Origin of the sequence: Pseudomonas sp. NFACC45 (genome assembly GCF_900113505.1) — a bacterium.
GTDB classification, from domain to species: domain Bacteria; phylum Pseudomonadota; class Gammaproteobacteria; order Pseudomonadales; family Pseudomonadaceae; genus Aquipseudomonas; species Aquipseudomonas tehranensis.
The window spans coordinates 439,254-458,183 of record NZ_FOPO01000004.1 but is presented as its reverse complement, the minus strand read 5'-3'; the positions used below and the strand labels follow the sequence as shown (position 1 = coordinate 458,183).

Genomic DNA, 18,930 nt, shown 5'->3' with positions numbered 1-18,930 from the left:
TAGAGGCAGCGATCAGAGGTCTTCGACCCTGATCCCCAAGGCACCGACAAGCGCCAGGCGGCTTTCGCCCAGCAGAACGGCACCGTAGTAAGGCATCGGCTGGCTCAGACGCAGCGGCTTGAAAATCTGGGCTCCGTCGTCACTCAACAGCGCCTCTCCACTCTGCGCGACTACAAGTAGACGCTGCGCGCCGAGCGGCAGTACCCGCATCAGATTGCTGCCCAGTGGCAACGTGGTGCGACTCCAGCTTTGCCCCTGATCCGCGCTGCGGAAGAAGCTACCGCGCATCCCATAGGCATAGACCTCGCCCTCGGTCGCAGTAACGCCGAACAAGGTGCCGTTGTAGGGCGTATCTATCGAGACGAAATGCTCGCTCTGTGCATCGCGACGCCAGACATGGCCCTGCTCTCCAGACAGGTACAGCTGGCCATTGCGTCCCGTGACAGCGTAGAAGTGCCACTCCTGTGGGTTATTGGTCAGATGCATCTGCGGAAGCCAGCTACGCCCACCATCCTCGGTAGCGAAGATGCGATTGAAGGTGCCGACCACATAACCGTGAAGCTCGTCGGCAAAGTAAACGTCGAGAAATGGCTGGGTCTCATGATCGACCGCCAGCCGCTTCTCCTTCTCCAGGTAACCCGCTGCGTCCGCCACTCGAGCGGCGCTCGCGGTATAGAAATCGATGGCCAGCTGGCTGGCCTGCAGGCCATCGAGCTGTTTCTGCCAGGTGGCTCCAGCATCATCGCTATGCAGAATCACCCCACCGTGCCCTACGGCCCACCCTTGGGTCGCATTGGCAAAAGCAACAGCGACCAGATCCACACTTACCGGAACCTGCGCCTGACTCCAGCTGCGCCCTTGATCGTCGGAAAACAGGATGGCTCCACGCAGGCCAACGGCGATCAGACGCTCACCGGCGCGGGTAATCGCCAGCATCGGACCGGCAGCCATGCGCTCGCTATGCACGGCAGCGACCTGTAGCGGAGGCTCGAACGCGTGCACAAAGGGCGTCGCCAGAGACAAGCAGACAAATAGCAGACGCCCGAGAATCGAGCGAGGCAGAGGGGCAGAATAAAACAGTATTCCAGCAAGCATGACAAACCTCACTTCAGGGCTTTCGAAACGCACACCCATCAGGAACGACCGTCCGCGCACACAGGCGATCGCTCCTGGTAGTCGACTCGACCTGTCAGAACGTGGTCTTGAAGGTCAGAGATACCCAGTCACGATCCCAGTACTTACCCAGGGAGGAGTTATTCAGGCTGCCAGCACCGAGCTCATCGTCCGAATGCTTGGAGATGAAACCGTTGTACTTCAGATCAACGCTGTACTGGGCATAGATGTCCGCAGACACGCCCATGCTCCAGGTGCCCTGCCCTTCGTTGCTACCGAACATGACCGGCGAGTTACCGTGCAAACCGATATCGACAAACAATGGCATGGACAAATCGATTCCCGGCATTACCTGGTACCAGGTCGGCCGGAACATCAGAGACGCGCCTAGAGCATCGCGAGTCTGGCAGGCTATCTTGGTGGCGTTATGGTCGTCGGCGCAGTTGTAGCCTTTACCATTGTACGTCTGCGCGTTCTCGGTGACTTCGTCCAGATAGGAGTAGTTCAGCTCAGCGGTCAAGGAAGCAGCATCATAGAACGGCGTCTTACTGAAGTAGGCCACACCGTTGAAAACGCCGGACCACAGTTTGCCGCGTGGCACCCAAGTATCCGGGGCGGTACCTTCCGGCACAAAGTTAGAAAGCGGCGTAGTGGCCAGCACCGCATCCTCGCGGTAAGTAATGTCGGTCCCCCAGGAAATACCCCAGACCTGCTTGGACAGGCTCACGCCGTATAACTTCTCCCGCTTGTTCGAGGAGTAGTCGATACCCGCTCCCGCCGGAAAGGCACCCACACCGGGAATGACCACCATCTTGGTCAGCACCAGCTGTGGGAAGCGGTTGGTGTACTCGCGGTAATAGAAACCCAGGGTGCCATCGAGCCACTGCGGCGACCAGCGGGCCGAAACGCCCCAGTCGCCGTGTTTCTTGTCCGGCTCATCGGTGACCTCAAAGGGCAAGCCGAAGACGCTGCCCCCACTGCCCAAGCTCAGGCCATCGATCGCGCCAAAATAGGTACCTCCATTGGGGACCAGCATCGGCTTCCAGTCCAGGAGATACTGCGCGGCAACGGTCAGATCCGGCTGCAACTGGGCGATCATGGATATCTGGTTGAGCGGTTTGAACAGTTCCTTGGCCTCGGTGCCCGGCGTGGCGAGCGCCTTGCGGATATCCACCGGGCCCTGCTGGTAAGACACGCCGTTGACGAAGGAGAACAGCGATTCGCCCCAATACACGTTATGTTGGCCGGCCTTGAGGTTGACCGGCACGCTGCCCAGGTCGAAGCCGGTAAACACGAAGGCATCCAGGATCTCGCCAGAGGGGCCGTTGTTCCAGCGATCGGTGTAGCGGCTGTAGTTGTCGCCGTCACGTCCCGCACCGTTGCCAGCACCACTGGCATCGAGTGCACGGTCTCCCTCGACATCACCGTCATAGGCCTGATCGTACCAGCCACTGGCGCTCAGACGCGCACCGTGACGGTCTTTGTAAACGAAGTCCATCTCAGTGAGGATATCGACACGATTGGTGACCACGTCGCCGGCATCGGAGAACTTGCGGTCGGACTGGTAGGCCGTCACATCGCCCGCGCCCGCGTCGTTTCCACAAATATCTTTATCGCAGTCATTCACCCGAAAACCCACGTTGTAGCGCACGGTGTTATCCCAGCGCAGCGACATATCAGGATTGCCGAGATCGACCGTAACCGCATTTGCCGGCCCAGCCACACAAAAAACCATCATTGGCGCGACCAGCAGGTTGCCGCCCGCTGCCCGGTATCGACTTGCCATCTTCATAGACTTGGCTCCTTCTTGTTATTTATTAGCCCACTCGCACATCCCGAACATCGCGGCGGAACACTCCTGGCAGAGGAGCATGAATGCCCCGTACGATGACTACTGGCAGACGACGTTACGCTCCACAGCCCCCACCCCTGTCGTCGGAACCGACGAATCCAGTTAGCGGGACGTGAGTCGATAGAAGTGGCCATAGGAAACCCGGAAACAACAAGGCCCGCCGAAGCGGGCCTGTCTGCTGCCATCCATCGTCCAATACATCGGATAGGCCGGCATCTGCACCTTGGTAGGGGCACCTCCGGCCTCCAGCGATCCTTTTTGCAGACAGCACAAGGCCGCACCCGAAACGGATTGCGGCCTGTACCGTTATTCATTCAACGGATGCCCGTCTGCCCCATGTTTTCGGGGGACCAGGTGGACTCCGGGGGGTTGCCAATCGCTGCGTAGCCGCCCCCCTTGAAACCCGTAAAGGACGGCAGAATGTAAGCACCTCGCTCCAGATCGAACGTCAGCGTATTGTCCGGAATCAGTCCATAGCCATACACATAGTTCGGGATGGTCAGCATGCTGTCGATGCGAATCAGCTTGCCGGTGACATCGTAGCTGTCGGCAGTACCGGCCCCGCTCGCATCCTCATCGATGTAGAAGCGCCGCTTGGGTAGCAGATGACGGAAGCCCGGTTTCAGCGTGGCCTCGACCACCCGCACACGGTGCAGCTCCCAGCGGATGCACTCCGGATTCGGGAAACTCTTTGTGAACAGCTTGTCTTCCGAGCACGCCTTGTAGTCGTAGACGGCGAAGTTGTTGTAGTTGATCAGCTTCTCCTCCACTCCCAGATACTTGAAGTCGTAGCGATCCTGTTTCCCCAGGATCAAACGCTGCTGATCCATGGTGGTGATGCCGCCCGCCACTGGCGACGGTGTGTCATAAGCCAGATCCGGGGCCAATTTGACCCGACGCTGGCCAGGAAGGTATTGCCAGGCGCGCTGTTCACCGCTGACCTGGTAGCGTGCCAGCGTCTGCTCGCCGTTACGCCGGGCCGGGTCGTACACGAAGAAGCGTATGCGCCAAAACTCGGCATCGCTGCCTTTCGGACCGTTGTCGGTGGTATCCAGAAACTCGCTGGACTCCAACACCTTCAATGCATTCAGCAAAATCCGCCGAGCACTACCATCGACCAGATAGGATCGGGCGTTAATTTGCAAGGGCGGGGAGTACTGCAACTGGTGGTTCCAGATCACTTCGTTGCCGGTCTTCGGCAGCGGGAACGGCAGACCAGCATAGCAACCCTCGATACTGACCCCGGCGTTGGCGGTCTTACAGGCGTCCACGTTCTTGCGCGTATTGTCCTGATAGGTCTGCGGGAAACGCACAGTACGCCGAGTCTGGTAGACATTCATCTTGTACGCGGGGTAGCGCGCGAACAGCGCCTTTTGCCCCTCGGTCAGGCGCTCGGCGTACTGGGAAAGGTTCTGCGACGTGATGGTAAATATCGGCTTATCGTTCCACGGATCACAGAAGTTGGTCGGCTCGTCCTTGTCGTAGCAGGCTGGCAGGCTGAGCGGCTCGTCCGAGTAGGCCGGGATACTGCCGTCGGCATTACCGCTACGCTGCGCACCGAACGCCGTCAGCTCAGGCCCACCCAGTTGCCCGGCCTCGCTGGCGAAAGATGATTGAACGGCGCCGGCCAGGGCGGCAAGCGCCAATACGCTGGCTAGGTTGCTTCGCTTCATGTTTCCCTCTCTTGTTATAATCATCGGGTGGCGCCACCGCGGCAGCACCAGACTAGGGGTCAACGGGCTCGAGGACTTTCGCCCAGTACCCGCAAGCATTTCAGGCATTGGTGCAATCCGTCCGCCCCCAAGCTACGCGCCCGGGTCGCGGGGGCTCGTTGAATTTAACTTACGCTCAGCCCCCCCCGTTTCGGTCGTCGGAAGCGACGAATTGCGCCGCCACCAGGGTTAACGCAGCTCTTCACCCTTGGCGGCCTTTTCCAGCAGCAACACCGGTGGCGCAAAGCGTTCACCATAGGTCTGTGCAAGCTCACGGGCACGCTGAACAAAACGCTCGACGCCATAGCCGTTGACAAACTGCAAGAAGCCACCGGTCCAGGTCGGCGCACCAATGCCGAGGATCGAGCCGACGTTACCGTCCGCCACCGAGCGCAACACACCCTCCTGCAGGCACTTCACCGCCTCGATAACCTGACGGAACAACATGCGCTCCTTGATATCCTCGACTGGCAGCACCACCTCCGACCTGACGAACAGCTCGTAGAGCCCCGGCCAGATGGTCTTTTCGCCGCCTTCTGGGTAGTCGTAGAAGCCACCGCCATAGTGACGCCCCGGGCGGTTGTACTCCTTGATCAAGATGTTGCCGACCGCGTCGCTGTGGCTGTTGTCGAAGACGGTGGCAAACACGCCCATCTCCTTCTGCGTCTCGTTGACCTTACGCATCAGCTCCAGACTGACTTCGTCGAGTACGGTCAATGGCCCTACCGGCATGCCGATCTGCTTGCCTAGGTTGTCGATCAGCAGTGGATCAATACCTTCCTGGAGCAGCTTGCAGCCTTCGTCGAAGTAGCTGCCAAAGGTGCGCGAGGTAAAGAAGCCCAGCGAATCGTTGACCACAATGGCGGTCTTGCCGATCTGCCGGGCAAAGTCGAAGGCCCTGGCCAAGGCCGCGTCACTGGTCTGCTCACCACAGATGATTTCCACCAGCGGCATTCTCTCCACCGGCGAGAAGAAATGGATACCGATGAAATTGGCCGGGCGCTTGGAGGCCTTGGCCAACAGGGAAATCGGCAGGGTCGAGGTGTTGGTGCCAAACACGGCAGACTCAGGCAGCTGCGCTTCAGCCTGCTGGGTGACCTTGCCTTTCAGATCGACGCTTTCGAACACGGCCTCGACGACGAAGTCGACGCCCTGCAGGTCTGCATAGTCCACGGTGGGCTTGATCAGGGCGAGAATCTCCTCCTTCTTCGCTTCGCTCAGGCGCCCCTGGCTGACCGTCTTGCTCAGCAGTTTCTCGACATTGGCCTTGCCGCGCTCGGCGGCCTCCAGACTGACATCCAGCAGCATCACCTCGATGCCGACCTTGGCCGACACATGAGCGATGCCGTTGCCCATCATGCCGGCGCCAATGATGCCGAGCTTGCTCACCTTGCTCTTGTCGAAACCTATCGGCCGACTGGAGCCACCGTTCACTTCGTTCATCTGGAAGAACATGGTGTTGATGATGTTCTTCGCCTGCACGCTGGCGGCCAAGTGGGTAAGGCCACGGGTTTCCACCAACAGCGCGGCATCGAAGTCCAGCAGGGTAGCCTCTACCGCCACAGCGAGAATACGCTCCGGCGCCGGCAGCAGGCCGCGGGTGTTCTTCGCCGTCATCGCCTGAGCCCCAGCGATCATCTGCGCCACATGGGGTTGCTGCGCAGTACCGCCGGGAATCTTGTGCCCCTTGTGATCCCAAGGCTGCAGGCTGACGCCATCATCGCCGACCTGCGCCTTTATCCAGGCCTTGGCCGCCGGCACCAATGCATCAGTCTGCTCGATCAGCTCATTGATCAGCCCCAGAGCCAGCGCTTCCGCCGGCTTCATGCGCTTGCCTTCAAGCAGCAACGGCAGAGCCCTTTCCAGACCCAGATGGTGCACCAGACGGACGATGCCTCCGCCCCCCGGGAGCAGACCGAGGGAGACTTCGGGCAGGCCGACCAACGTGGCAGGGCTGTTGAGCAGCACCCGGTAGTTACAGGCCAGGGCGATCTCGAAGCCGCCACCCAGGGCCGCACCATTGATCGCGGCAACCACCGGCACCGGCAAACGCTCAAGACGGCGCAGGTCATTCTTCGTCAGTTCGATCTTGGCCTGAAAATCGGCTTCGTCACCGGGCTTGAAGTCGGTCAGCTCGTTAAGGTCGCCACCGGCAAAAAAAGTGCTTTTCGCCGAGGCGATGACGACACCGGCCAGGCCGATTTCCTGCTCTAGGCGATTCACGGTCGCGGCCATGGTTTCGCGGTACAACTGGTTCATCGCGTTGACCGGCCCCGGCATATCCATGGTCACAGTGACAATGCCGTCGGCGTCCTTCTCGTAATTGAATGCGCTCATAGGTTGTTTCTCGTAGAAAGAGTGATCCGCCACGGCACAGACTCGCAGCGGCTTTGAAGTGGCTCAGAGGCGTTCGATGATAGTGGCGATACCCATGCCGCCACCGACGCATAGGGCGATCAGGCCGCGCTTGAGGTTGCGCCGTTCCAGCTCATCCAGCACGGTGCCGACCAGCATCGCGCCGGTGGCGCCGATCGGGTGGCCAAGGGCAATGGCACCGCCATTGACGTTGGTGATTTCCGGCGAGATATCGAGGTCACGCATGAAGCGCAGCACCACCGAGGCAAAGGCCTCGTTGATCTCGAACAGATCGATGTCCTGCACGCTCAGGCCCGCCTTGGCCAGGGCCTTCATGGCAGCCGGACCGGGGCCGGCCAGCATCAGCGTCGGCTCGGTGGAGAGCACCGCAGTGGCGACGATCCGTCCGCGCGGAGTAAGCCCCAGTTGCTGGCCAATACGTTCGCTGCCCAGTAGCGTGGCGCTGGCGCCGTCGACGATGCCCGAGGAATTGCCGGCCGTATGGATAGGTTCGATGCGCGCCACCTGAGGGTACTTGCGCAGGGCTACGTCGCTGTAGCCGAGCTTACCCATGGCCGCGAATGAAGGCTTGAGCTGGCTCAGGGCCTCCAGGGTGGTGGCTGGTTTAATGAACTCGTCGCGCTCGAGAACGACCAGACCATTAAGGTCGCGCACCGGCACCACCGAGCGATCGAAGTAGCCACTGTCGCGTGCATGGGCGGCACGCTGCTGGGAAACCAAGGCGAAGCGGTCAACATCCTCGCGCGAATAGCCGTCGAGCGCGGCCAGCAGGTCTGCCCCGATGCCCTGGGGTACCGACTGCAGCTTGAAGGCGATTTCCGGATCCTGAATCCAGGCCTGGCCGGCGGCGCCCATTGGCAGGCGCGACATCGACTCAACGCCACCTGCCACGATCAAGTCCTCCCAACCGCTGGCAATGCGACTGGCCGCCTGATTCACTGCCTCCAGGCCAGAGGCGCAGAAACGGTCGATCTGTACACCGGGCACGCTCTCGTCCCAGCCGGCGTACTGAACCACGCATTTGGCAACGTCGCCACCCTGCTCGCCCACGGGCTGGCCACAGCCGAGCACCACGTCATCGACACGCGAGGTATCCAGATCGTACCGCTGCTGCAGCTCGGTCAGCAGCCCGGCGGCCATGTGCACGGGTTTGACGCTGTAAAGCGCGCCATCTTTCTTGCCCTTACCACGCGGCGTGCGTACGGCGTCGTAAATGAATACTGCCTGTGACATTGGGAGGCTCCTCTTGGCGATTTCGGTTACATGACCGAAGCCTATGAGCCTCCCTGACCGACCACATCGTCGGAAGCGACGATCACCGCAGTACTGCCGCACCGGACTATGCCAACCCGTATCCGCCGCCAGGGCCGTGCGACCGCGGGCGGTAGCCCGATAACCAGCCCAGAACCCGTTCACGAGCTCCTGGCCGTCGGCCATACGGCGTTTGAAACAGCTTCGAAATGCTCATTTACACCTCGTGGACTCCGCTTCCTCGGCTGTTTTAACCTTGCCTGGTTTTAGTCACAAGCGTTGAAAGGGCTTGCGCCAGGTACCGCTTGCCCCATAGTTTAAGAAACCAATAAGAACAGGCGGAGGCATCGCACCTCCATGAAGGACTCATGATGTCGTCGAATCACCGCTCCTTGCCCTACATCTCGCGAGCCAAGGTGACGCCTCCCGCCACCTCGCACTTCGAAGTCCCGCGTCAGGCCATGCTCGACCGCGCGGGCCAAGCCGAGACCAGCCGTGCCGTGCTGGTGCATGCACCAGCCGGCTTCGGCAAGACCACCTTCATGACCCAGCTGCTGGCCCGCTATCGCCAACAGCGCATAACCACCGTCTGGCTTACCCTCGACACTGGCGACAACGATGTTTCGCGCTTCCTCAGCGGTTTCGCCACCGCCATCGCCGGCCTACAGCCAGACGCGCCGCAACAGGACCTGAGCCAGTTGCGCAACACTGATCTGGTTGCCTGGATCCTCGACCAGATCGGTACACACCAGACCCCGCTGGCCATTTTCTTCGACGACTTCGAAGCCATTCGCAACCCTGTCGTACTCGGCCTGGTGGCCCGCGGCATCGAGGCGATTCCGCACAAGACCTGCCTAGTCATAGGCAGCCGCACTTTGCCGGATATAGGCCTGGCCCGTCTGCGCGCACGCGGCAGCCTGACCGAGATCGATGCCGCCAGCTTGCGCTTCAGTGTCGAGGAAACCCAGGATTTCCTCACTCAGCGCCGCGGTGTCGGCCTGAGCGGTACCCAGGTCGAGCGCCTGCAGTGCAGCACCGAAGGCTGGGTCACTGCCCTCTGGCTGGCCTCGCTGGCCCTGGAGAACCACGGTGACACCGACAAGTTCCTCGATTCCTTCTCCGGTTCCAATGCGGCCATCGCCGCCTACCTTGCCGAGGATGTGCTGGCCGCCCTGCCCGAGCCACTGCGCCTGTTCCTGCTGCGCAGCAGCCTACTCGACGAGTTGAGCCCTGCTTTGTGCAACGCGATCTGCGGCTGCAGCGACAGCCTCGACATGCTGCGCGAACTGGAGCGTCACCAACTGTTCCTCGTCCCGATCGACGAGCAGCGCGACCTTTACCGTTATCACAGCCTGTTTCTCGACTTCCTCCGCCACCAGATGCAACGCCGTTACAACGAAGAGCTGCCAGCCCTGCACCTGGCCGCCTGCAATGCCTATCTTGCGCAAGGACGGGTCATTCCGGCCATCCGCCATGCTTTGCAGTGCGGCAATACACAGATTGCCATCGACCTGCTCCACCAGCATGTCGACATGCTGCTCAGCCAGGGCCGTCTACGCCTGCTGGCCGAGTGCATCGGTCAACTACCGAAGGCAGAGCTTCAGCGTCACCCCCGACTGCAATTGATCCGCGCCTGGTGCACGGCCTTCACCTGGGGTCCCAAGGAGGCCCTGACCCTGGTGGCCGATATCGACAGCAGCACCCTCTCGGGCGAGTCCGCAGCCTATCTGCTGGCCTTGCGCCCGATGCTGCTAGTGATGATGGACCAATCCGAACAGGCCTACGAGATGGGCACGCAGTCCCTGGCCCAGGTAACCACCGCATACCCCTTCGCCTGGGCCATGCTCAACCAGGCGCTGACGCAGACCAGCATCCTCCTCGGCAGACATCAGGAAGCGCACCAATACGTCGATGAGGCACGTCGGGCGCAGAGCGATTCCGCTGGCGCGTTCGGTTTCGTCCTCGCCGAATCGGCCGAAGCCCTGCTCGACATGATGGCCGGCCGCCTCAAACAAGCGACCGCGCGCCTGCGCCTGGCCACGACCATGCTCGAAGGCTCGCGCCGACGTGATCGCAATGGCAACGCCCTGGCCGCCGTCCAGCTGGCCGAGACGCTCTATGAAAGCGACGAGTGCGAGGAAGCCCTGCGCCTGTTACTGATCTATACCCCCCTGGTGCAAGATCTCGGTCTCTCCGACGGCCTGATCACCGCCCATACCCTGCTGGCCCGCATCGCCGACGACAAGGGCGACCGTGATCGCGCCCTGCAAATGCTCAGCGAACTGGAAAACGTCGGCCACCGCCTGGGTCTGCCCCGCGTCTCGGCCAGTGCGCGCCTGGAACGGGCCATGCAAACGCTGGCCCATGGCGACCAGAGCGGCGCCCTCGAACAATTGGCCCTGGCCGAACAGACCTTTCCCTGGACCGAGACCGCGACCCACTGGGGCATCGCCAACGACACCCTGACCCCGACCATCGGCCGCCTGCGCTGGATGATCCGCAGTGGAGCGCCCGGCAAAGCCATCGCGCCGCTGCGCAGCGAGTTGGCCGAAGCCGAACGCCTGCAACGCGGGCGCCGGGCGCTGAAACTGCGCATTCTGCTGGCCGAGGCGCTGTACCGCGACAACCAGGCGAAAATGGCCCTGCGCACCCTGGAGCGGGCCCTGAAGTTCGCCCAGACCGAAGGCTTCGTGCGTACCTTCCTGGAGGAAGGCGCGACCGTGCAGGTCATGCTGCGCGAGCTGCACAACGAACGCGAGGACAAGGACGCAACGGATGACAGCAGCCTCGAACGCTGGCTGCGCAGCAGCGCCACCGCTCAGCCCGCAGCCGCCAGCAACGGCACACTGGTCGACCCGCTGACGCAGAAAGAGCTGAAAGTGCTCAACCTGCTGGGCCAAGGGTTGTCCAATGCAGCGATGGCGGAAAAGCTGTTCGTCTCCGACTCGACCGTGCGCACCCACCTGCGCAACATAAACCTCAAACTGCACGCCAGCAGCCGCACCCAGGCCATCGCCATCGCGCGACGCATGGGCCTGTGCACCTGAATGCAAAACCACCCAGCAGCGAAAAGACCGCCCTTGGGAGGCCTTTTCGTTATGGCACGGGGCTCAGGCTAACCGGGCACGGTATTCGTCACGCAGCAGGCGCTTGAGCAGCTTGCCGTTGGGCTCACGCGGCAAGCTCTCGGCGAAGTCAATCACCCGCGGACACTTGATCGGCGACAAGCGCTCGCGGCAGTAGGCAATCAGCTCATCGACCAGCGTAGGGGAAGGTTCCACGCCCGATTCCAGTTGCACCACCGCGCGCACCTCCTCACCAAAGTCACGGTGAGGCGTGCCGATCACCGCCACGTCGAACACCTTGGGGTGAGTGATCAGTACGTTCTCGGTCTCTTGCGGGTACACGTTGACCCCACCGGAAATGATCATGTTGTTTTTGCGGTCGGTGAGGTACAGGAAGCCATCGGCATCCACATGTCCGATATCGCCCACTGTGGCCCAGCCGGCCGCATTGTAGGCCTCGGCGGTTTTCTCCGGGTCCCTGTGGTAGCTGAAGCGCGGACCGTTGGCGAAATACACCAAGCCATCCTGACCCACCGGTAGCTCCTGACCGTCCTCACCGACGATATGCAGCTCGCCGAGAATGGCGCGACCGACAGTGCCGGGACGCGCCAGCGCGGTCTTGCTATCGACCATGGTGGAACCGATGCTTTCAGTACAGGAATAGAACTCGGCGAGGATCGGGCCCCACCATTCGATCATCGCCTGCTTGGTCGGTACCGGACACGGAGCCCCTGCATGCACCGCAACCTTCTGACTCGACAGGTCATAGCGCTCACGCACTTCCTGCGGCAGCGCCAGCAGGCGGTGGAACATGGTCGGCACCCACTGGCTGTGGGTGACGAGGTAGCGCTCAATGGCTTTGAGGGCGTTTTCGGAGTCGAACTTCTCCGCCAGCACCAGGATACCACCCAGGATGGTCATGCCTTGCCCCCACTTCATTGGCGCGGCGTGATAGTAAGGCGATGAAGAGAAATACACCGACTCTTCGTTAACACCAAAACCGCGCTGCATAAGACCTGCGATTACCGCCGTACTACCCAAAGGCAAACCGGTAAGGTTCGGCTTCACCCCCTTTGGCCGCCCAGTAGTACCCGAGGAATAGAGCATTTCGCTACCTTCCACGGCACCACGAATGGGGCTGCCATCGAACGCTGACAACGCGTCATCGAATAGCTTGACGCCAGGCACCGGGTCGAGGCTGTAGATCTGCGGTGGCCTTGGCAAGGCGCGCACGGCATCAAGAATCGCCGGTGCTGTCTTGGCACTGACCAGCAGTACCTGGGCTTCACAGTCAGCCACGATATAGGCCGCCTCTAGAGCAGTCAGACGCGTACTGATAAAGGTGTAATACAGGCCAGCATAATGCGCTCCCCACTGTACTGCTGGACACTCCAGGCGATTTTCCAGGCAATAGGCCACGTGATCACCTGGCTTCAGACCCAACCACTGGTAAAGGCGGCCGAGCCGGTTGGCATAGGTATCCAGTGCGGCGTAGGTCAGCGTGGCGCCTGTTTCAGCCATGATCACAGCGGGTTTTTCCGGCGTACGCATAGCATGCACGCCTGGGTACAGTTGGGGTTGCTTGTCGCTCATTGCAGCGGCCTCTTGACAGTTGGCATTGCTTACGCTCGTGTGGCTGCACACGATTATGGTTGTTATGCAGTGGCTCACAGATGCTTGAGTATCCAGCCGAGTATCTTGCGCACTCGTGGCTTGTAAGGCGGAAAGAACATAGTCGCCAAAAGCACCTGCGTCTTGACGATGGCGCGCTCATGGGAAAATGCGCGAATGCCCCATTCGCCATGGTAACTGCCGATGCCGGAGTTATTGACTCCACCAAACGGCAGGTTGTGGTGCAGAAAGTGTGCGGCAATGTGGTTGACACAAGTACCGCCAGCACTGGTACGGACAATCAGCGCATCGGCACTGGCCGGGTCGCGACTCCAGATATACAACGCCAGCGGTTTGGGCGCTGCGTTGATGCGCTCGATCACCTCATCCAGATGATTGAAAGCGATAATTGGCAACACCGGCCCGAAGATTTCTTCTTGCATGATCCGTGCGTCATCAGGTACGTCCCCCAACAACGTCGGCGAAACAAAATGCGCGCCGACATCCACTGCTCCGCCATAAATCAGCCGCGCACCGCGGGCCTTGGCGTCGTCGATCAGGTCGGCCACACGCTGGGTGTGACGCACGTTGATAACCCGCGACAGTTCAGCATCCATGGCGGCCAGTCCCTCGCCGTACCAGGTGTCAAGGTGAGCGCAAACGCGCTGCACAAACTGCGCACTGATACTGCTGTGAACATAAATGTGGTCTGGCGCGATGCAGGTCTGTCCGGCATTGATGAACTTACCCCAGGCGATGGTCTTGGCCGCAAGCTCGATGTCAGCGCTCTGGTCGACCACCACCGGCGACTTGCCGCCCAATTCCAGGGTGACACTGGTGAGATGCTTGGCTGCAGCGGTCATCACCACCTTGCCAATCGACGGCGATCCGGTGAAGAAAACATGGTCGAAGGGTAGCTCGAGTAGCGCCTGTGCCACACTGGCATCGCCCTCAAACACAGCCACTTCGGACTCATCGAACACTTCACGAATGATCTTTACCAATACCGCCGACAGGTTTGGTGCAATCTCCGAGGTTTTGATCATCGCCGTATTGCCACTGGCAATGGCCGGGATCAGCGGCCCCAGGGTCAGCGTTACCGGGTAATTCCATGGCGCCAGAATCAGACAGCGCCCCCGCGGCTCATAGCGAACCCAAGCACGAGTTCCCAGCATCATCATCGACTGCCGCACACGGCGTGGCTTTAGCCATTTCTTCAGACGCCTGCAATAGTCCGAGATATCCATGATCACCGGCATCAGCTCGGTGAAATCGACCTCCACCGGTGGCCGTTTGAAATCTTTCCCGGCGGCCTCGACTATGGCTTCGCGATGCATCATCAGGACCTCACGCAAGCGTCTCAGCTTGGCGATGCGCTGCTCGACAGTGGAGCTGCGCAGGCTTAGTGCCGTCTGGCGCTGAATCGCAAATATCCGCTGGATATCCGCCGCCAACTGCGGCGTCAGTGTCTCGGTAGGGAAGATCGGTGCCGGGGCAGCGGACATGGCGCAACTCTCTGGTATAGGACTGACTGACCCTCATCATCGCCAACGCTTCGAAGATGGAAATCGTCGTAAACGACGACACTGAACAATCCCCCCTTGCCTAGCATGCAGGCATCAGCCCAAAGCAAAGCATGGACATTCCTATGATCGACAGTTACCAACCGCGCTGGATGAACGAAGAGCTTCTGGCGCTGCAAGATCTTGCCAGACGTTTCACCGCCGAAGAAGTTACCCCCAATCAGGAGCGCTGGTACGAACAGGGCGCCACCGACCGCGAAGTCTGGCTCAAGGCCGGTGCCGCCGGCATCCTGCTGCCGGACATCTCCAGCGAATACGGCGGTTCCGACGGCACCTTTGCCCACGAAGCGGTACTGGCCCAAGAACTGTGCCTGGCCGGTGATACCAGTTGGCGCTGTGGCCAGCAGATCCATGTGATCGCCGCCCACTACATCGAACGCTACGGCAGCGAAGAGCAGAAACAGCGTTATCTGCCAGGCCTGGCCAGCGGCGAACTGATTGCCGGCATGGGCATGACCGAACCCAGCGGAGGCACCGACCTGCAGAACATGCGCACCCGCGCCATCAAGCAGGGCGACAAGTACATCATCAACGGTGCCAAGACCTTTATCACTAACGGCTCCATTGCCGACATCCTGGTGCTGGCGGCAAAAACAGACCCCAAGCAAAAGGCCAAGGGCGTCTCGCTGTTCATCTTTGAAACCAACAACCCGGGCTTTCGCGTCGGCCAACGCCTGAAGAAGATCGGCTTGCACGGCTCTGACACCTGCGAGCTGTTCTTCGAAGACTGCGAGGTGCCCGAAAGCGCGCTGCTCGGCGGCGTCGAAGGCCGCGGTTTCTACCAGATGATGCAGGACCTCACCTACGAACGCACCTTGACCGGCATCAACTGCGCCGCCGTCATGGAACGAGCTTTCCGCGTGACCCGCGACTATGCCCACGACCGCACCATGTTCGACAAGCGCCTGATCGATCTACAACACCCGCGCTTCGAACTGGCCGAGATCAAGACCGTGGCCACTATTGCCCGGGTGTTCTCCGACTTCGCCGTCGAACGCTATCTAGATGGCACCATCACCGCCGACATTGCCTCGATGAGCAAGTGGTGGATCAGCGAGCAGCAATGCGAAATCATCAGCCGCTGCCTGCAGTTGTTCGGCGGCCACGGCTATATGCTCGAGTATCCGATTGCCCGCATGTACATCGATGCACGCATCGAACCAATCTATGCTGGCTCCAACGAGATCCTCAGGGAAATCATCGGCCGCGGCCTGTAACGCCCCCCCTTGGCGCAAGGAGACAATGATGTCGGATAACTTAGAATTTGACGCCTTAGTCATTGGCGCGGGTGCCGGTGGTCTGTTTACCGCAGCACTGCTGGCAAAGCGCGGCTACCGCACATTGCTCGTGGAGCGTCTCGGCGAAGTCGGAGGCCGCGCATCGACTCGTTACAAAGATGGCTTCGCCGTGAATACCGGGGCGCTGGGGATTGAAATAGGTACAGAAACTGAAGAGGTTTTCAACGAAGTTGGCGCACGGTTGATAGTGCGTCAACCCTCGCCAGGTATAGTTTGCCGGGTCTCAGGCAAGGATATAAACATCTCGGCAGGTCTTCCTGGCATGGCAAACCGTGTCGCTATAAAGCTACTGCGGCTTGCTCTCCACGTTATCCCACCACTCCAGCCGCGCCTAGGTGAGTCCAGTCATGCCTGGGTTACACGCTTCACCAACAATCCGACGGTCCTGGGTCTACTTCACAACTTCATTGGATCAATCTTTGCCACCACACCACACCTGTTACCCGCCGATCTTTTTTTGCACTACCTGACGACCAAAGGAGCATTCAAGCAATTCGGATTCCCTCCTGGTGGAACCGTAACGGTATGGCAGGAACTCCTCACGGCCTACAAACGTCACGGCGGCGAGATTTGGTTGAACGCGCAAGTAGAGCAACTTAGTTTTGCAGCCGACGGCACAGTGAACGGTGCAACGGTCAATCGCGATGGAATCCCACGGCAACTGACAACCAAGCTGACGGTGAGTGACATAGGGCCACAGGCAACTCTTGGCCTGTGCGGGGACGCAAACCTTCCCGCCGACTACATCACTACGGTAAAGCGCCAGTGCCAGCCAAGCGCCATCATCACGATTTACTTTGCCAGTACTACGCCCCTGGCAAGTTTCCCAGGATTTGCCTGCTTCAGCTCCACCCGGAGGCTCTGCTACGCAGCGAATTTCACGCAAACCTGTCCGGAAAACTCGCCGCCAAACTGGCATGTTTACTGCGGAGCCAGCGTACCGCAACCCTGCACCGGTGACTTCAATGAAACCAATGAAATAGAACTCCTGAAAGCCGACCTGCTAGACGAGTTCCCTGGCTTCGCGCAGGCACATATTTTGGACGTGGTAGTGACCCGCGACGAGTGGCCCGCGCAACGAGCCATGGCTGGCGCGGACTTGCCGAATGAAACCCCCATTGCGAACCTCTGGAACGTCGGTGATGGCGTCAAAGAATGGGGTAGCGCGGCAACGACCGCCTGTGCCGAAACTGCCATTCTGGTAGCGGCCAAGATTGAACGAGCATACCCCTGGCAAGCAGCACAAGCGGCGCTCGAGCCCCAACAACAAGAACATGCAAAAGCCGTATCACAACCCATCCCACAATCCCATGCTGTTGACCACACCAGCAGTAGTCCTAAGGAAGCACTATGAACCAGCGCGTTTTCAGCATCAGCGCCTGGAGCGGTACTGCCGCATTAGTTGTTACCTGTCTCGGGTGGCTGATCGCAGGAATACTGCCACTCCCCCTAGGCCCCTCAACCAGCGCTATAGAAGTCGCCGCGTTCTTCATCGACGATGCGACGGTGACGAAGATGGGCTTTGTCATTGCTTCCGTAGGGGTTGGACTGATGCTTCCCATGTTGGCTGCTATCTCAATGCACATGTTGCGCATGGAAGGTCGTTACCCATTGCTCAGTTTTACCCAGATGATTGCCGGCGCAGTTACCGTGATACTTAACACCCTCCCCCAGTTACTGTGGGCGACCATCGCCTTTCGTACCGATCGAACACCCGAGGAGTATCAAACACTGAACGATATCGCTTGGTTATTGCTGTTCACGGGGATCATACCTTTCATGATCCAAAACATTGCCATCGGCACGGCAGTGCTCAGCGCCCCCCACAGAGTCTTTCCACGCTGGGCAGGGTTCCTCAATCTGTGGGTTGCATTGGCCTTTGTACCTGATGTACTCGCTTACTTCTTCATGAGCGGACCATTCGCCTGGAACGGGATCTTCGTCTTCTGGTTGGCACTGGGGGCTTACGCGGTATTCCTGGTAGGCATGGGCGTCGCAATCAAACACGCCAATGCACAAATCATTACCCTCGCCAAAATGGAAAGAGCCTCTGCATGACCTCTCAGGTCCCGGACTTTCTCTGCAACGACGTCGCAATGCCCATAGAGGGTAAACCGTCGCATGCCACCGATAACAACCACCCTGGCGAAGCGGGAATCTGGGTATTCATCTTCGGTGACATGATGATTTTTGGTGCCCTCTTTTTGACGTTCCTCTGGAACAACCGCCAAGATCGTAGTGCCTTTTCAAACGATGCAGGCAGTCTGTTCCAGAGCATCGGCGGCATCAACACTCTCATCCTACTCCTCAGCTCATACCTGATTGTGCTCGCTATGGGCGCACAGCGTCGCGGTCATACCGTCCGCGCCGGCCGCCTGATACTAGGCGCTTTGGTCTGCGCGTTAGGATTCGCCAGCCTCAAGGCAATCGAATACAGCATTGAAGTAGCCAATGGGCATACACCTACAAGCTCCTTGTTCTTCACCTTTTACTTCGTTCTGACTGGCATCCACTTATTGCACGTTCTGATTGGCGTATGCCTGCTCAGCCTCTGGTGGAGCAGATGTCACAGCCAAGCTTCCTGGAGCGAAGAGCGCGCCTTTGTCGAAATCTCGGCGGTCTATTGGCATATGGTCGATCTGCTGTGGATCCTCATCTACACACTGCTCTATTTGGTATGCATCGCATGAGTGCTTCTTCGCAGCAACATGTGACTATCGTCTGGCTCTCTCTGGTATTAGCCACCTGCGCTACCTGGTGGCTGAGTACCAGCCATCCTTTTTCCGCCACCAGCGAACACCTGACGTCCTCCATTGCGATAGCCATCGCCTTCATCAAGGTCTATTACATCGGCATGGACTTCATGGAGCTTCGCGGGGCGCCTCGGGTACTGCGCTGCATTTTCATGGCCTGGATCGGACTGACTGGCGGTGCCGCAATCGCACTCTATGCCATCTAGGTGCAACCATGGTTACCGCCAGGCCGCTGGTCTTCGTGATCGTAAAGTGTGTTAGATCAATCCATTCAACTTCGTAGCCTCACTTGCTGAGGCAGACTTACAGGAAGTCT

General features: G+C 59.8%; 13 protein-coding genes. 6 read left to right on the top strand and 7 right to left on the bottom strand.

Annotated features, from left to right (window positions below; genetic code table 11):
• Positions 1-12: 12 nt before the first annotated feature.
• The 5 genes from BM132_RS10005 to BM132_RS09985 form a co-directional block, all read right to left on the bottom strand.
• Positions 13-1,002: a WD40/YVTN/BNR-like repeat-containing protein gene (locus BM132_RS10005; protein WP_177218168.1), complete on the bottom strand. Its 990-nt coding sequence runs from the start codon at positions 1,000-1,002 to the stop codon at positions 13-15.
• Between the two features lie 187 nt (positions 1,003-1,189).
• Positions 1,190-2,905, bottom strand: a complete 1,716-nt coding sequence (locus tag BM132_RS10000) for a DUF1302 domain-containing protein (RefSeq protein WP_092455043.1) — start codon at positions 2,903-2,905, stop codon at positions 1,190-1,192.
• Between the two features lie 374 nt (positions 2,906-3,279).
• On the bottom strand, positions 3,280-4,638 hold the full coding sequence (locus tag BM132_RS09995; protein WP_177218167.1) for a DUF1329 domain-containing protein: 1,359 nt from the start codon (positions 4,636-4,638) through the stop codon (positions 3,280-3,282).
• A 228-nt stretch (positions 4,639-4,866) separates the two neighbouring features.
• The gene (locus tag BM132_RS09990; RefSeq protein WP_092455039.1) at positions 4,867-7,014 is read right to left on the bottom strand and encodes a 3-hydroxyacyl-CoA dehydrogenase NAD-binding domain-containing protein; all 2,148 of its coding nucleotides are present in this window, start codon (positions 7,012-7,014) and stop codon (positions 4,867-4,869) included.
• Between the two features lie 63 nt (positions 7,015-7,077).
• Positions 7,078-8,286, bottom strand: a complete 1,209-nt coding sequence (locus tag BM132_RS09985; RefSeq protein ID WP_092455036.1) for an acetyl-CoA C-acetyltransferase — start codon at positions 8,284-8,286, stop codon at positions 7,078-7,080.
• 389 nt (positions 8,287-8,675) lie between these two features.
• On the opposite strand from BM132_RS09985, the gene BM132_RS09980 reads away from it, so the two are divergent.
• Positions 8,676-11,351, top strand: coding sequence for a winged helix-turn-helix domain-containing protein (locus tag BM132_RS09980; RefSeq protein WP_177218166.1), 2,676 nt, complete (start codon positions 8,676-8,678; stop codon positions 11,349-11,351).
• A gap of 63 nt (positions 11,352-11,414) precedes the next feature.
• On the opposite strand, the gene BM132_RS09975 is transcribed toward BM132_RS09980, so the two are convergent.
• Together BM132_RS09975 and BM132_RS09970 are read right to left on the bottom strand one after the other, a co-directional pair.
• Positions 11,415-12,962, bottom strand: a complete 1,548-nt coding sequence (locus BM132_RS09975; RefSeq protein ID WP_092455032.1) for an acyl-CoA synthetase — start codon at positions 12,960-12,962, stop codon at positions 11,415-11,417.
• A 74-nt stretch (positions 12,963-13,036) separates the two neighbouring features.
• Positions 13,037-14,485: an aldehyde dehydrogenase family protein gene (locus BM132_RS09970; RefSeq protein ID WP_092455030.1), complete on the bottom strand. Its 1,449-nt coding sequence runs from the start codon at positions 14,483-14,485 to the stop codon at positions 13,037-13,039.
• Positions 14,486-14,628: 143 nt separating this feature from the next.
• On the opposite strand from BM132_RS09970, the gene BM132_RS09965 reads away from it, so the two are divergent.
• From BM132_RS09965 to BM132_RS09945, 5 genes are read left to right on the top strand one after another with little or no spacing between them, the layout of a single operon-like run.
• The gene (locus BM132_RS09965; protein ID WP_203417420.1) at positions 14,629-15,780 is read left to right on the top strand and encodes an acyl-CoA dehydrogenase family protein; all 1,152 of its coding nucleotides are present in this window, start codon (positions 14,629-14,631) and stop codon (positions 15,778-15,780) included.
• A gap of 28 nt (positions 15,781-15,808) precedes the next feature.
• On the top strand, positions 15,809-17,215 hold the full coding sequence (locus BM132_RS09960; protein WP_092455028.1) for a phytoene desaturase family protein: 1,407 nt from the start codon (positions 15,809-15,811) through the stop codon (positions 17,213-17,215).
• The gene (locus tag BM132_RS09955) at positions 17,212-17,919 is read left to right on the top strand and encodes a hypothetical protein (RefSeq protein WP_092455026.1); all 708 of its coding nucleotides are present in this window, start codon (positions 17,212-17,214) and stop codon (positions 17,917-17,919) included. Before BM132_RS09960 ends, BM132_RS09955 begins: the two co-directional genes overlap by 4 nt.
• On the top strand, positions 17,916-18,551 hold the full coding sequence (locus BM132_RS09950; RefSeq protein ID WP_092455024.1) for a cytochrome c oxidase subunit 3: 636 nt from the start codon (positions 17,916-17,918) through the stop codon (positions 18,549-18,551). The genes BM132_RS09955 and BM132_RS09950 overlap by 4 nt, the downstream gene beginning before the upstream one ends.
• Positions 18,548-18,820 (top strand): cytochrome C oxidase subunit IV family protein, encoded by a 273-nt coding sequence (locus BM132_RS09945; RefSeq protein WP_177218165.1) that lies wholly within the window; start codon positions 18,548-18,550, stop codon positions 18,818-18,820. The genes BM132_RS09950 and BM132_RS09945 overlap by 4 nt, the downstream gene beginning before the upstream one ends.
• The last annotated feature ends 110 nt before the right edge of the window (positions 18,821-18,930 follow it).

What these genes read in the sequence shown, in the direction of transcription:
- BM132_RS10000 (WP_092455043.1), bottom strand. Translation starts at nt 2,905, where the DNA reads ATGAAGATGGCAAGTCGATACCGGGCAGCGGGCGGCAACCTGCTGGTC.
- BM132_RS09995 (WP_177218167.1), bottom strand. Translation starts at nt 4,638, where the DNA reads ATGAAGCGAAGCAACCTAGCCAGCGTATTGGCGCTTGCCGCCCTGGCC.
- BM132_RS09990 (WP_092455039.1), bottom strand. Translation starts at nt 7,014, where the DNA reads ATGAGCGCATTCAATTACGAGAAGGACGCCGACGGCATTGTCACTGTG.
- BM132_RS09985 (WP_092455036.1), bottom strand. Translation starts at nt 8,286, where the DNA reads ATGTCACAGGCAGTATTCATTTACGACGCCGTACGCACGCCGCGTGGT.
- BM132_RS09980 (WP_177218166.1), top strand. Translation starts at nt 8,676, where the DNA reads ATGTCGTCGAATCACCGCTCCTTGCCCTACATCTCGCGAGCCAAGGTG.
- BM132_RS09975 (WP_092455032.1), bottom strand. Translation starts at nt 12,962, where the DNA reads ATGAGCGACAAGCAACCCCAACTGTACCCAGGCGTGCATGCTATGCGT.
- BM132_RS09970 (WP_092455030.1), bottom strand. Translation starts at nt 14,485, where the DNA reads ATGTCCGCTGCCCCGGCACCGATCTTCCCTACCGAGACACTGACGCCG.
- BM132_RS09965 (WP_203417420.1), top strand. Translation starts at nt 14,629, where the DNA reads ATGATCGACAGTTACCAACCGCGCTGGATGAACGAAGAGCTTCTGGCG.
- BM132_RS09960 (WP_092455028.1), top strand. Translation starts at nt 15,809, where the DNA reads ATGTCGGATAACTTAGAATTTGACGCCTTAGTCATTGGCGCGGGTGCC.
- BM132_RS09955 (WP_092455026.1), top strand. Translation starts at nt 17,212, where the DNA reads ATGAACCAGCGCGTTTTCAGCATCAGCGCCTGGAGCGGTACTGCCGCA.
- BM132_RS09950 (WP_092455024.1), top strand. Translation starts at nt 17,916, where the DNA reads ATGACCTCTCAGGTCCCGGACTTTCTCTGCAACGACGTCGCAATGCCC.
- BM132_RS09945 (WP_177218165.1), top strand. Translation starts at nt 18,548, where the DNA reads ATGAGTGCTTCTTCGCAGCAACATGTGACTATCGTCTGGCTCTCTCTG.